The 14,225-nt window shown below is 64.4% G+C and carries 10 protein-coding genes; 5 read left to right on the top strand and 5 right to left on the bottom strand.

Features of this window, described 5'->3' with window-relative positions:
* Positions 1-28: 28 nt before the first annotated feature.
* On the bottom strand, positions 29-991 hold the full coding sequence (locus tag ACG2LG_RS14840; RefSeq protein WP_396260223.1) for a sodium-dependent bicarbonate transport family permease: 963 nt from the start codon (positions 989-991) through the stop codon (positions 29-31).
* A 132-nt stretch (positions 992-1,123) separates the two neighbouring features.
* Here ACG2LG_RS14840 and ACG2LG_RS14835 point away from each other — a divergent pair, with 132 nt between their 5' ends.
* A complete protein-coding gene (locus tag ACG2LG_RS14835) occupies positions 1,124-2,008 on the top strand; it encodes a LysR family transcriptional regulator (RefSeq protein WP_396260221.1) in 885 nt (294 codons plus the stop codon).
* A gap of 1 nt (position 2,009) precedes the next feature.
* Here the strand turns inward: ACG2LG_RS14835 and ACG2LG_RS14830 are convergent, their stop codons facing one another.
* On the bottom strand, positions 2,010-4,532 hold the full coding sequence (locus tag ACG2LG_RS14830; RefSeq protein ID WP_396260219.1) for a glycosyl hydrolase: 2,523 nt from the start codon (positions 4,530-4,532) through the stop codon (positions 2,010-2,012).
* Positions 4,533-4,690: 158 nt separating this feature from the next.
* Between ACG2LG_RS14830 and ACG2LG_RS14825 the strand changes: the two genes are divergently transcribed.
* Positions 4,691-6,664, top strand: coding sequence for a DNA gyrase/topoisomerase IV subunit A (locus tag ACG2LG_RS14825; RefSeq protein ID WP_396260217.1), 1,974 nt, complete (start codon positions 4,691-4,693; stop codon positions 6,662-6,664).
* 90 nt (positions 6,665-6,754) lie between these two features.
* Here ACG2LG_RS14825 and ACG2LG_RS14820 read toward each other — a convergent pair whose 3' ends face one another.
* Positions 6,755-7,816, bottom strand: coding sequence for a substrate-binding domain-containing protein (locus ACG2LG_RS14820; RefSeq protein ID WP_396260215.1), 1,062 nt, complete (start codon positions 7,814-7,816; stop codon positions 6,755-6,757).
* 140 nt (positions 7,817-7,956) lie between these two features.
* Here ACG2LG_RS14820 and ACG2LG_RS14815 point away from each other — a divergent pair, with 140 nt between their 5' ends.
* Positions 7,957-9,282 (top strand): alpha-L-fucosidase, encoded by a 1,326-nt coding sequence (locus ACG2LG_RS14815; protein ID WP_396260213.1) that lies wholly within the window; start codon positions 7,957-7,959, stop codon positions 9,280-9,282.
* A gap of 2 nt (positions 9,283-9,284) precedes the next feature.
* Positions 9,285-10,070 (top strand): alpha/beta hydrolase, encoded by a 786-nt coding sequence (locus ACG2LG_RS14810; protein WP_396260211.1) that lies wholly within the window; start codon positions 9,285-9,287, stop codon positions 10,068-10,070.
* A gap of 74 nt (positions 10,071-10,144) precedes the next feature.
* On the opposite strand, the gene ACG2LG_RS14805 is transcribed toward ACG2LG_RS14810, so the two are convergent.
* Both ACG2LG_RS14805 and ACG2LG_RS14800 read right to left on the bottom strand, forming a co-directional pair.
* Positions 10,145-11,932 (bottom strand): beta-L-arabinofuranosidase domain-containing protein, encoded by a 1,788-nt coding sequence (locus tag ACG2LG_RS14805; protein WP_396260209.1) that lies wholly within the window; start codon positions 11,930-11,932, stop codon positions 10,145-10,147.
* Between the two features lie 54 nt (positions 11,933-11,986).
* A complete protein-coding gene (locus ACG2LG_RS14800; protein WP_396260207.1) occupies positions 11,987-13,657 on the bottom strand; it encodes an FAD-dependent oxidoreductase in 1,671 nt (556 codons plus the stop codon).
* A 347-nt stretch (positions 13,658-14,004) separates the two neighbouring features.
* On the opposite strand from ACG2LG_RS14800, the gene ACG2LG_RS14795 reads away from it, so the two are divergent.
* Positions 14,005-14,225: hypothetical protein (locus ACG2LG_RS14795; RefSeq protein WP_396260205.1), on the top strand; the 221-nt coding region annotated here is incomplete at its 3' end.

Raw genomic sequence — 14,225 nt, 5'->3', positions numbered from 1 at the left:
CTCCGGGCTGGCCAGCCGGGATTGCCGCTCAGACCCAGCGCTCGATGATCCACCAGTAAACCGGGATCCCGACCACGATGTTCAGGGGGAAGGTGATCCCCATGCTCATGGTGAGGAATTTCGCGGGGTTGGCGTCGGGCAGGGTGTCCTTGAGGATGGCCGGGGCGACGATGTAGGAGGACGAGGCACACAGGATGGTGAGCAGCAGGGCGTCGCCGTGCTGGAAGCCGAAGACCTTGCACAGACCGATGGCGATCATGCCGTTGACGATCGGCGCGATGATGGCGAAGGCCACCAGCAGCGGCGGGAAGTGGTCGAGCTCGCGGAACTTCCGCCCGACCACCGTGCCCATGTAGAGCAGGAAGAAGACCAGCATGCCGGTGAACATGTCGCCCCCGATGAAGGTCGCCAGGGGCGAGGTCTCGGTGCCGAGCGCGGTGAGCAGGTAGCCGATGGCCATGCTGCCGACCAGCACCAGCAGGGTGCCGTCGGTGAGCGACTCGCGGATCACCGTCCGGGTGGACTTCGTCGACTTGGTTTTCATGGCGAACTGCGCCATGAGCACCGCAATGATGATGGCCGGGGTCTCCATCACCACCAGGGCGACGGTCATGTAGCCCTCGTAGCTCTGGCCGATGGAGGTCAGGAAGCCGGCGGCAGTGATGTAGGTCAGCGTGCTGTTCGAGCCGTAGGTCGCGCCGATGCCGCAGGCGTCGGCCACGCCGAGGCGCTTCTTGAGCAGCAGGAAGGAGTAGAAGGGCACCAGGGCGCTCATCGCGATGATGATGCCGATGATGATCATCCCGTCGCCGAAGAGCGGCGAATGGTAGAGGCTGATGCCGCCCTTGAAGCCGATCGAGAGCATCAGGTAGAGGCTGAGGAAGCGGACCACCGATTCGGGGATCGTGAGGTTGGACTTCAGCAGCACGGCGACGAAGCCCAGGATGAAGAACAGGACGCCGGGGTTCAGGACGGTGGTCAGGGATTCCATGAATTTCAGATGGTTGATTTCAGATTTCAGATCGGGAAGGCCGTTGCCTCCTCGATCCGCGACAGGTGAACACAAATTCGTTTGTTCTTTCCATTAGTGGATTTAAAGAATATCGTTCTTAAAAAACGAACGATGGGATTTCTCAACTACCACCACCTGCGCTACTTCCGGGCGATTGCGAACGAGGGCACGCTGACCGGTGCGGCGGCCCGGCTCGGGGTGTCGCAGTCATCGATCAGTGTGCAGCTCCGCCAACTCGAGGAGAGCCTCGGGCAGCCGCTTTTCCATCGGGAAAAGAAGTCGTTGGTGCTCACCGAGGCCGGGACCATTGCGCTCGACTACGCCGAATCGATCTTCCAGGCGGGCGACGAACTGGTCGCGACACTGGGTCATCAGACCACGGCCCGGAGGCGGATGCTCAGGGTGGGATCGGTCGCGACCCTCTCGCGGAACTTCCAGCTCCAGTGCCTGCGGCCCTTTGCCGGACGGGACGACGTCGAGCTGGTGCTGCGCTCGGGGAGTCTCAGCGAGTTGTTGCGCCAACTGCGCGCGCATACCCTCGACGTGGTGTTCTCCAACCTCGCGGTCCGGCGCGACGCGGAGACCCCCTGGTACAGCCATCTGCTGGAAGAACAGCCGGTCGCCCTGGTCGGCCGCAAGTGGCGGGGGAGGAAGCGCTTCCGTTTTCCCGAGGATCTGGGCAGGGAGCCGCTGCTGTTGCCGACGACCGACAGTGCCGTGCGCGGTGCCTTCGATCTGGAGCTGGAGCGGGCGGGGATTCGTCCGGTGATCGCGGCCGAGGTGGACGACATGGCCATGCTGCGTCTGCTCGCCCGCGAGGGTGCCGGACTGGCGCTGGTGCCGCCGGTGGTGGTGCGCGGCGAACTGGAGCGGGGCTTGCTCAAGATCCACCACCGCTTCGCCGACATCCGCGAGGCCTTCTACGCGATCACCCCCAGTCGCCGGTTTCCCAATCCGCTGGTCGATGAACTGCTGGCCGCCTGTCGCGCGGCGTGAGCTATTCGGGCGGCGCCGCCGGAACCGCGGCGGTTTCGACCAGGGGAATCAGCCGGACCGGGCCGAGAAGTCCGGCGGGTAGCTCGGGATGGCCGGGGGCGAGCAGGTTGGCGACCCGGATGCTGAGGGTGTTGGTGCCGGCCTTGAGCATCGGGCCGACGTCGAAGCGGTGGGGCGGGGCAAAGGCAATCCCGGCGGGAAGGCCGTTGAGGTGGATCTCGGCGCTGTGCGCGACCCCGCCGAGGTCGAGCTGCCAGTGGCCTTCGCCCGGGTCGGGCAACTCGAACTCGATGGTGTAGCGGGCGACGCCGGTGAAGGAGGCCACCGCCGGATCGGCCAGGGTTTTCCATGATCCCAGGACCGGGCTGGCGACGGAGTCCGGCCGGACCGGGCCGCCCTCGAGAAAGTCGATGTTCCAGGTGCCGGCGATGGGCAGCGGGTCGCGATCGGCGACGAACTCCTTCCACACGGCGTCGGCGATTTGGGGCTCGCGGTAGGTGCGGAGGATGCGGGACTCGCCGGGGTCGAGTTGGAGGCGCACCGAGGCGACGCCATCCTTTTGCCGGACCTCGGTGAAGCCCGAACGCTCGGGGAAGCGGGGGTCGAGCAGGCGGATGGAGGCGGCAGGCCTGGCGAGCGGGATCCATTCGTCGATGGGGCGGTCGCCGGTGTGGACGACGAAGTAGTGGTGGCCGTCGGCATGGCTGCGGCGGACGAAGTGCAGTCCCTCGCGGGTCATCGGCTCGGGCGTGACGCCGAGCCGTTCCGCAAGCTCGACGGCGTCGCTGCCCTCGGCGACGGAGGCATCCGGCATGGCCTGGATGGCGCTGACCAGCGTGCCGCGGCGGATGTCGGGCGAGGGGAGTCCGGGCACGTCGCGCGGCCATTCGCCGAGGATGCCGATCCTGGCGCCGGCCCGGGCAAGGTCGAGAAGCTTGGTGGCGGTCGTCTCCGGCAAACGTCGTACTTCCGGCAGCACGATCCCGGTGTAGGTGAGTCCGCCGAGGATGATCCTGCCATCGGCCACGACGGCCTGCCGGAGGAGGCGGTCGCTCACGATGTCGTAGTCGACGCCGCCCCGGTCGAAGTCGGTGGCTGCGCGATGGAAGCCCGTCGGCTCGAGCCAGCGGCTGCGGGCGACGGGCTCGTCGGGAAGTCCGTCGCGCTCGACGTGGAAATCGTGCGCCGGAAAGTAGAGCAGCAGGTCGGGGTCGGGCGCTCCGGTCTGCAGCACGCTCTGGCAGCGATCGACGTAGGCGGTGAAGGCCGGGAGGTGACGCCACAGTCCGGTGCCCGGGTCGAGCGGTGCCCGGATTCCGCCCGTGCCCCGGCCGTCGAGGATGAGTTGGTTGGCTCCGGCCAGCCACAGGTGGTCCGCCGTGCGCTTGAGCAGGGCGGGGGTGAGGAGTTGGTCGGTGCGGAAGCTGCCCTGGACGATGGGCTTGTAGGTGAGATGGGCCGCCGAGGCGGCAAATTTCGCCGTCACCGGCGGCAGTTGACCGTTATTGATTTCGATGAGCGTGCCCGGGATGTCGGCAACCGCGTGCACGTCGAGTGGATGACCCGGGCCACCGGCGAGGAGGCTGCGGGTGAGCGAGCCCCGGTCGCGGGTGTGCTCGTGCCAGGCGAGCAGGGTCTCGTAGCGCAGGTCGTCGAGGGTTTCCCGGTAGTCCGAAAACAGCCGCTCGACCGTGCCGGCCGTCGCGTCGCCGAAGAGGGCCGGGAGTTCCTCGCGCAGGTCGTAGCCACGGAGCCTTCGAAAGGCCGGGACCAGTTCCCGCGACCAGTCGGCACCGGTGGACCGGGTGCGTTCCAGGGTGCGGGCGCGGGGCAGCGGGGCAGCGGCGGCGAGGAAGGCCTCGTCGAGGCGGTCCAGCCGGTCGATGGCCGCCGCCGGAGAGAACGGGTCGAGGTGACGGCCCGCCGTTTGATGGATCGCGCCGAAGATCCTCCAGGTCCCGGGCGGGGCTTCCCAGATGAGCCGGCCGGCCTCGAGATCGACGAAGTCGGAGAGGTCGATCGGGGCCCCCTGGCGTGGCCAGGCACCGAGGCAGTCGATGGTGCCCTCGGGCAAGGCGATGTCCACCGGTCCGGCGGCGACGGTGGTGATGACCGGGTGGAGGGAAGTCTCGCGGCCCTCGTCGTTGGGGGTCTCGGGAATGGCGCCGCGCTGGGTCGCCAGGTCGAATCCCATGCCAAGCTTCGCGCAGGTTTCCGCCGCCAGGCGGCAGCGCTCGATCCACGCGGGATCCGGCCACAGCATTGCGGGGTCGGGACCCTCGGGAACCACCTCCACGCCACCAAAGCCCGCGGCGGCGACGGCCTTCAGGACGGCCTCCGCATCGGCAGGCAGTTCGCCGCTGGCGGGCCAGCGCCAGCGCAGCCACGGCCGCGACTCGGGGTCGAGTTCGGGCCATTCCCGAGCCGGGGTGATCTCGGCGGGGCCGTCCTCCGGCCACGGCGGGAGTTCCGGATCCTCGGCAAGGACCGGGATGACGAGCAGCAGTGGGAGGAGGCGGAGCATCGGGCGGGCCGCATGGCAGCATTCCCGGAGGCACGATCCAATCAAGAAGGTGTGGCTGGTGAGAAGATGAAATCCGGGCCTGGCGGATGAAATCCGCCGCCACGGGGAGAAAAGCCTCTTGCCCAGTGCTTCGCAAAGCTTAAGCATCGGGCCAACGGATGACCCCAGATCCCGACCAGCACGTCTCGCTCGGCGAGATGTATTCGGACTATTTCCTCGATTACGCCTCATACGTGATTCTCGAGCGTGCGGTGCCGCACCTCGGTGATGGGTTGAAACCCGTCCAGCGCCGGATTCTTCACTCGATGAAGGAATTGGACGACGGTCGCTACAACAAGGTCGCCAATCTCATCGGTAACACGATGAAGTACCACCCGCACGGCGATGCGGCGATCGGCGATGCGACGGTGAATCTCGGCCAGAAGGACCTGCTCATCGATACCCAGGGAAACTGGGGCAACACGCTGACCGGGGACGGGGCCGCCGCCCCGCGTTACATCGAGGCCCGGCTGACCAAGTTCGCGCTCGAGGTGCTCTTCAATCCGAAGACGACCGCCTGGACGCCGAGCTACGACGGGCGCAACAAGGAACCGATCACGCTGCCTTCGAAGTTCCCGGTGCTGCTCGCCCAGGGGGTCGAGGGCATCGCCGTCGGCCTCGCGTGCAAGATGCTGCCGCACAACTTCAACGAGATCATCGACGGATGCATCGCGGCGCTGCGCAAGCAGAGCTTCGAGTTGCTGCCGGACTTTCCGACCGGCGGCATCATGGATGCCAGCGACTACCGCGACGGTCTTCGCGGTGGCAAGGTGCGGGTGCGGGCACGGATTTCGGTCGAGAAGAAGAACCTGCTGCGCATCACCGAGATCCCCTTCGGCACGACCACCGGCGCACTGATGGACTCCATTGTCGCCGCCGGTGACAAGGGGAAGATCAAGATTTCCAAGATCGAGGACAACACCGCCGAGCACGCCGACATTCTCGTCTATCTGCCGAGCGGGTCCGATGCCGAAACGACCCGCGATGCGCTGTTCGCCTTCACCGACTGCGAGATGGGCATCTCGCCCAACGGCTGCGTCATCACCGAGGGCAAGCCGAAGTTCATGGGGGTCTCGGAGATTCTCAAGGCGAGCGCCTTCCAGACCCGCGACCTGCTCGAGCAGGAACTCAAGATCCGCCTCGCCGAACTCAACGAGAAGTGGCACTTCAGCTCGCTGGAGAAGATCTTCATCGAGAACCGCATCTACCGCGACATCGAGGAATGCGAGACCTGGGAGGCGGTGATCAAGGCCATCGACGACGGTCTCAAGCCGTTCAAGAAACTGCTCAAGCGCGAGGTCACCGAGGACGACATCGTCCGGCTCACCGAGATCAGGATCAAGCGGATCTCGAAATACGACTCCTTCAAGGCCGACGAGGAGATCAACAAGCTCGAGGAGGCGATCGCCGAAACCGAGAAGAACCTCGGGCAACTGACGAAGTTCACGATCCGCTGGTTCAAGGACCTCCAGAAGCGCTACGGCAAGGGACGCGAGCGGAAGACCGAGATCGCGTCGTTCGAGCGGGTCGATCGCACACAGGTGGTGGCCGCGACCGAGACGCTCTACCTCGACGAAAAGGGCGGCTTCGCCGGCTACGGACTCAAGAAGGAGAAGCCGGTCGAGAAGTGCTCGACCATCGACGACATCATCGCCTTCACCGCCGACGGCACGATGAAGGTGGTGAAGGTGGCGGAGAAGGTGTTCGTCGGTCAGCGTCCGGTCCACGTGGCCGTCTTCCGCAAGGAGGAGGATCTGATCTACTCGATGATCTACCGCGACGGCCGCGACGGCCCCCTCCTGGCCAAGCGCTTCCGCGTCGGCGGCGTGACCCGCGACAAGGACTACGATCTCACGCCCGGCAAGAAGGGCACGCGGATCTTCTATTTTGCCGTGCACGAAACGGAGGAGGCGAGCAACGACCAGATGCTGGTCGTGCACATCAAGCCCGCGCTGCGGCTTCGCAACCTGAGCCGTCCGTTCCATTTCGGCGAGCAGGCGATCAAGGGCCGCGGCAGCCGCGGCAACATCATCACCAAACACGCCGTCGACCGAATCGTCCGTGCCCCGAAGGATTTCGAGCTGGAGGAGTAGGGGTTCCGGGAAATCGACATTCCTGTCGATCTGCACGCTGAGTCCGTTGGATGCTCGACAGGAATGTCGAGGCTGCCGAAGCAGCTCGACTCAGGGTGCCGGGCCGATGGTGCCTCCCTCGACGAATCTTGCCTTGATGGCGGTCTGACGCCGGTCGTCTTTTCCCCGGGCCACGTTGTCTGCCCACTTCACGGTTCGCCGGACCAAGGGGCGGGCGTCCCAGTGAATGTGGCTGATGGATGGCTGATACCACTCGAAGGCCGGATCGGGATCGTCGCAGACAACCGAGACTTGGCGGGGCGAGACGATCCCGCGATTGGCCAGGTGCTGAAGGGTGGCCAGACAAAGTGCCATTTCCTCGACGACCAGGGCGGTCGGAGGGGTGTGGGCGAAAAGTGAGTCGAGGAGCTTCTGGAGACTCCCCGGTGACTCGTCCCAATCCGGCAGGTTGTAGGGGCCGGTGGGGATTCCCGCCTCGTTGAGAAGAGAGAGAAACCGCCTCTCGCCCCTCCCGGGTTGCGGTTTGCGGCGCTCCTCACGGGCCAGAAGCACGATTCGCCGGTGTCCCAGCCCCACCAGCCGTTGCACCAGATGGCGGACCACGTGGGCCTTGTCGGGGCCCGCTCCGGCGATCGGCAGGTTGGCCCGGCGCCCCAGAAGGGAGAATGTGGGTTCGGGTCGCTTGGAAAACCATTCCAGAACGGGCCGCGGTCCACTCCCGACGACCCACGCGTCGGCGGACGTTTTCTGAACCAGCCTCCTCACCCGTTCGACGTCCATCCGCAGATCGGTCAGGGTATGACTTGCGAAGGTGACTTCGTGTCCGGCTTCGCGCAGCCGGTGAACCAGGTCGATGGTGTAGTGGAGTTGTTCGTCGGACCGCTGATAGAGAAGCACCCGGATCCGAAGTGAGGGAGGGTTCTGTCCAGGAACAAGAACGATTTTACGTCGGCGGCCTGCTCCCTGTGACTCCAGCAGTCCCTGTCGCTCGAGAAGACCGAGCGCGGTCTCGATGGTGCTGTTTCCCACGCCGAGTTCCTCGGCCAGCCGGGCGCTTCCGGGCAGCCATTCTCCCCACGTGCCGCGGCTCATCTTCTTCCGAAGATGATCCGCCACCTGCTCGGCAGCGTTGCGCACCCTGAATTCCTGCATCGCGACAAGACCACCCCAGATGGGGGGGAGACGTCGAGAGTTATTGGCCTTTGAAAATTCGGGAGGCCCAATCAGCCTGAGAGGAGCCTTCAGGAAGCAATTGAACCCACTGGCCAGCGATGAAGATTGGATTCTCTGCCATGTGGCTCGTATGGATTGGCCTCATCGGCAATCTCAGAGCCGTCCCGCCCCAACCGCTCGGGGAATTCCGGAACGATCCGGCCCTTGAGCAGGAATTCATGGACTGGGGATTAGGCATGTTCATCCACTGGAGCGTGGATGTGGAACTCGGCAGCGTGATCTCCCATGGCATGGTCGGCGCCTCGCAGGACTACCTCGAGCGCTACATCGAGGAGTTGCCGAAATACTTCAACCCGCAGGAATACGATCCGGACGCCTGGGCCAAGCTGGCCAGGTTGGCCGGTGCGAAATACATGGTGCTGACCGCCAAGCATCACAACGGTTTCTGCCTGTGGCCGACGAAAACGACCGATTTTTCGGTCGCCAATACGCCCTATGGCAAGGACCTCATCAAACCCTACGTCGAGGCCTGCCGCCGCCATGGGCTCAAGGTCGGGCTCTACTTTTCCCCGGAGGATTTCCTCTTTCTCCACCGCCAGGGCCACGAGGTCCGGCGCAAGGACACCTATTCCCACATCTCCAACAATCCCAAGCTGCTGGCCCACGATGAAGCCCAGATCCGCGAGCTCTTCGGCGGGGCCTACGGCAAGATCGACGTCGCCTTCCTCGATTCCTACGACCATGCCGCCATCCGCGACCTGATCCATCAGTTGCAGCCCGACTGCCTGGTCACCCGCGGCGAGATGAAGACCCCCGAGCAGAAGATCCCCGATGCCCCGCTGCCTGGCCCGTGGGAGTCCTGCTTCACCCTCGGGACCCAGTGGCAGTTCAAGCCGACCAACGAGGATTACAAGTCCGGCGGGAAGCTTATCGAGATGCTCATCGACGTCCGCGCCAAGGGCGGCAACCTGCTGATCAACATGGGGCCCGAGCCCAGCGGGCGCATCCCCTTCGAGCAGGAACGCACGTTCCGCGAACTGGCCCTGTGGATGTTCATCAACCGCGAAGCCATCCACGACATTCGTCCGGCTCCGGTCGCCAGGGAAGGCGAGCTGTGGTTCACCCGCGACAAGGACGATCCGTCGACGGTCTATGTGTTCGTCCCCCAGGGTGACACCCATTGGGCGCTCGGCGAGCGGCGCGAGTTCACCCTGAAGTCGCTGGAGGCGGGGCCCGGGGCCGCAATCTCGGTGCTCGGCCAGAGCGGCAAGACCGTTGAATACCAGCCGGATGCGGATGCCGCCGCCCGACTGCGCCAGACCGACGAAGGGCTCGAAATCTCGGTCGTCCGCGCCCAGCGGATCTACAACGACAAGACCTGGCCGAATCCGATCGTGGTCCGCCTGAAAGGCGTCACCTTCAACCCGAATCATCTTTCCCAATAGCCATGAAACGAAACCACTTTTTCATCCTCATCGCCGCCTTCGCGGCATTCTTGCTTGCGGCTCCTCCGGCCCATGCCGGCAAGCGGCTCGCCAAGGAATCCATCTATTTCAACGGCAAGGACTTCACCGGGGGGCAGATCATCGTGCCCGAACCCGACTTGATGGACGCCAAACGCTGGGTCGTGGTCGATGCGCATGGCGTCGGGGGACCCAGTGCGAAGAACGGCAACAAATTGCTGGGTTACGGATACGTGCCAACCGACAAGGTGATCGTTTTGGTGCCGAAGTTCGAAGAGGGCTATCACATGGCAGATGATGCCGCCTGCAAGGAGCTGATCACACGCTTCGAGTGGATCAAGGAGCGCCACAAGGTCCACGACAAGATGTTCCTGCACGGGTTTTCGGGAGGGGCGCAATTCGTCCACCGCTTCGCCTTCAAGCACCCCGAACTGGTGGTCGGCGTCTCGGCCCACTCGGCCGGATCCTGGTCAGGAGTCGAGGGCTGGGGTGAGATCAACGACAAGGCCAAGGACATTCCCTTCTTCCTGACCTGCGGGGATAATGACAGGCAGAAAGCCTTCAACGGCACGGCCCCCTACAGCCGCATCGAGTGGATGAAGAATTTCGCCGCACAGCTCAAGGAGCGCGGTTTCAACGTCCGCACCCACACTTGGCCCGGGCGTGGCCACATGCCTCCTCCCCGCGAGGCCGCGGCACCGATGGTTCGGGAGTTCTTCCTGTTTGCGACCGAGGGCGCGGTGCCGCAAAACCAGCCGGGAAATTCCTGACAGTTTGTCGGAATCGGTCGGCGGTCTCCAGTGGAATGAAACACGAGTTCAGGAACGCCCCGGTTTTCCGGCAGTCATGGCGCCGATTCATCGGCAGGCATGACGTAGCTGCAGTCTTTCTTGTGATGCACGGGTGAGAGCGGTGTGATGCCCTGGCTGGCGAGCTCTTCAAGCGTCGTCGGCCAGGCGGGACGCGGAGCGGCCTTTCCCTTGAAGGCCAGCAGCCGGGGCCCGTAGCCGATGACGAAAGGTTTGCCGGGTTCCGGTCCGCCCGGCAAGCGCTTGCAGCGGCGGTCTTCCCCATAGAGCCCGCCGAGATAATCGAACTCGATCTCGGACACGGGGCGGGTGGTGGTGCACCAGCCGTCGCGGATTTCCAGGGCCACCGCTTCGCCCCCACCGGAACGGGCGGTCACGCCGTCGGCCCAATGCGGCAGACGAACCCGCAAAACCCTGGAGGGCTGGCCGGTGAGCGACAGGCGCTGGCGGATGACCGTCCCGGGTTCGGGGCCGTCCTTCAGGACGGAAGTCACGGTGCCGGACGGATCCTCGACCGTGAAATCGAGCACCAGTGGCACCGTCAGCACCTCGTCGGCCCGCATGAGCAGGTGCCGACGCAACTCGATGAAGCCCAATTCGCCGTGGTAGGTGCAGCACCAGGTCGATTCGAGATTGCTCTTTCCCAGGCCGGTCACGCCTTCGTCGTCGGCAAGCGCGCCGCGATGGCCGAAACCGCCCTGCGAAGACTGGTTCTGGAGATAATGGTTCTGCAGCGTGCGCTCGGCCATCGCCCAGTAGCGCGTCTTGCCGGTGATCCGTCCCAGCGCCAGATTCAGACGCAGCCAGTCGGCGAGCGCACAACCTTCGTCGCAGAGTCGGCGTTTGTACGAGACCCGGCATTTTTCGAGGATGCCGCCGGCCGGGTTGATGTAGCCGTCCCGCACCAACTCTTCCCAGCGCTTCTCGACCCGGTCGAGGTACGAGGCGTCGTGGGTTTCCTCGTAGAGATCCAGCAGCGCGACCTGGCAGCACAGCATGCCGTGCGCGTGATCGATCGGGATGGTGTCGAAGCGCTGGTAGAATTCGGCGATCGTTTTGGCCCCTTCGAGATACTTCGCTTCACCCGTCGTCCGGCTCAGCCGCACCAGGCCCTCCATGACCGGGAACCAGCAGGTGACATAGCCGGCCGCATACGAGCCGCTACGTTCGTATTCCTTCATGCGCTCTGGATTTGTGAAGCGCGGCAGGACGGAGAGGTAGAAGTCGCCAAGTTTCACGGCGCTCCGGGCCGTGGCCGCCTCCTCGGGAAAGGCGCGCATCACCTCGACCAGACCGCAGAGCATGCGGGCATTCCCCCACAAGGCGGGCAGGACCACCTTCATGGCGGGCGAGTCCTTGTCCTTGGCGTCGAGCGGTTGCTGCCAATCGATCTCCCCCGAGGCGCAAAAGTAGCCACCGGGCCGTTGATGTTCCGGCACCTCGGCCAAAAGGTCCTTGAAGGCGGGATGCACGGCAGGGTCGCCCGTCGAGTTCAGCGCCATGATTTCGAGGAAACGGCCGGAGATGTCGCCGGAGTATTGCTTGTAAGGGCGGCACAGCGGATGGCGGTAAACGTCGTCAAACTCCGAAACCTTCTCGCCGGTGAGGTCGGCCCGCAGCCAGGGCAGCGAATCGAAGGGCGCGCTCTGGAATCGTGCGGATGCGGCGGCGGCCGCCTTGCCGACTTCGCCTCCCAGGGTGACCTTCGCGGCATCCCTGCCGGTGGTCGCCTCAGCGCATAGACCCAACACGCAGAGGACTTTCGTGAGCCACACCAGGGTCGAGCCCCGCGAGGTGAAAGAAGCAGACGGTTGGCGTTTCATTTTCTGAGCAGTGGAATGAGCGGGAGGGTTTGGAGGAAGGATCGAATGTCGGCGTCATTTTCCCGGGGTCCACGGGACGACATCGTCCGGAAGTTCGAGCACCTGCTTCTGGGCCAGCAGGCGGGGCTTGAGTTTGTCATAAGAAAGATCCTGAACAGCGATGCCGCTCCTGGCAGCCAGGGCCGCGGCAATCCCCGAACTTTGGCCGATGACCATCCACGCCCCCTCGATGCGCAGCGACGACATCGCGACATGGGTTGAGGACAGCGCCACCGGCACCAGCAGGTTGTCGCACTCCGCGGGCTTGGGCAGGATCGAGCGGTAGGGGACGTGGTAGGGATAGCCCTGCCGCACGTCCTTCTTCTGGATCACCGGGAAGATGGTGCCCTCGTTGACCACCGTCCCGTCCTTGCGGGCGATGCGGCGGCAGTCGTGGGAGTCGATGGGAAAGGACGAGATCGCGATCGCGTCGGGTTTGGTGGGTTCCTTGAGGATGTCCTTTTCGGAGATCATGTGGAGGCCTTCGAGGCGGCGGCTTTCCCGCACGTAGAGCTGCGGCGGGAAATGGCCGGAGTCGACGAACTCGTCCTTGCACAAGCCCCATTTTTGCTGGGCTTTGCGGCTCTGGGCGCTGAAGACGGGATCGGTTCTGAGGAAGTGGAGGAATTCGAGCGTGTACTCCTTGTGCGCCTCGAAGATCGCCGCACGACCCGCCTCGTCCGCCTCGGCCCATCCCGCGTTGCCGCCGACCAGGCCCAGCGAGAACTGCGCGCCGATCGCGTTGTTTCCATCGTACTTCTTGTTGGGCACCTTGTAGCTGTCGAAACGGACCGCTTTCTCAGCGGTCTTCTGCCCCCGCTTTTCGCCCATCTTTTCCACCAGCGCACGGACGTAGCGCCGGATCACCTCGAAGCGGGCCGGGTCGTAGTTCGCGGGTTGGGGAATCTCGACCCGGTTGGCGGGCTCTTTGGTGAGGGAAAGCCGGAAGCTGTAGGTCATGATCGTCTGGTCGCCGGCCTCCGGCTCGCCGTCCCCGGTGTGGGTGATCAGCGGCAGCGGCTGGCCATTGGCATCGAAACCGTCGATCTCCATCACCCGCTTGGTGTATTGCTTTCCGGCCAGTGTCTCGCCGAATTCCCCACGGCCCTCGCGCCCGATCCGCCAGCTCACGCCCGCTGCCGCCATCAGGTCGCCCTCGTATGAGCCATCGATGAAGACCCTGGCCTTGAAACTACCCTGTTTGGTGACCAGACGCGTGATTCGTGGCCCGCTCTTCTCGACCGATTGGAGATATCGCCCGGTGAGCAAGCGGACGCCGGCTTCGTCCAGCATCGCCAACGTCACGCGACTGGCCACGTGCGGTTCGTACGACCACTCGCTCTGGTCCTTCACCCGCACGTCGTAGGGCAACTCAATGCCGCGGCTTTCGTAGTCCTGCTGGATGCGCAGATGCCATTCGTGAAACAGGCCCATCAGGGTCCCGCGGCACATCTGGTTCGAGTCGCTGAAGCTCAGCCCGCCGGTGTTCATCCCGCCCACATGCTGGGTCGGTTCCAGCAGAATGACCGAGGCACCCTCACGGGCCGCGCCGATCGCCGCGCAGAATCCTCCGGGGGTGGAACCATACACCACCACGTCGGCCTGCGTGGCTTCCTCAGCTTGGCCGGGAAGCAGGGACGCGAGAACCGCGCCGATCAAGGTGAGGCGAAACAGATGTGCGCGCATGGTGGCCAATACAGGGCGTGATGGGTCGGCTTATCTTGTTCCACGTGCGATCGAACCCCTCACCGACCTTCGGAATTCGGAATTTGCGTCGATCCGCGGGCGCGGGAAATCAATGATGAATGTCCTGCCATCTGCCGGAAGCAGCCTCTCCGGATTTTGGATTATCGATTGAAAAACAAAGGCTTGAGTGCGCCGGTCGGCTGCCTGACGGCGGATGGAATCCGGGAAACGGGCACCTGGACGGACCACCCCGGATCAGGGATGGTCGCTGGAGAGAGTTTTCTAGGCGAGCGGGGTCCAGGTGACGGATCATGCATGCGCTCCATCGAAAGAGTCATCTGAACGCCATGTACATCCCTCGATTTCTCTTCCTCATCTCGGGTCTTGCCGTGTTCGGCACCGGCCCGGCTTCCGCGGACGCCCTGATCTACGAACCCTTTGCAGACAGCGATTCGACGCTTGCCGACAACGCTTCCGGGACTGGGCTCAGTGGGACTTGGGTAGCATCGACCATGACGGTCGACGCTCCCACGCTCAGCTACGGGACCCTGGACTCCTCTGGAAATAA

This window comes from Haloferula sp. A504, from assembly GCF_044385805.1.
Lineage (GTDB): Bacteria > Verrucomicrobiota > Verrucomicrobiia > Verrucomicrobiales > Akkermansiaceae > Haloferula.
The sequence above is the reverse complement of the archived record's forward strand: the minus strand, read 5'-3'. Positions and strand labels throughout refer to the sequence as shown.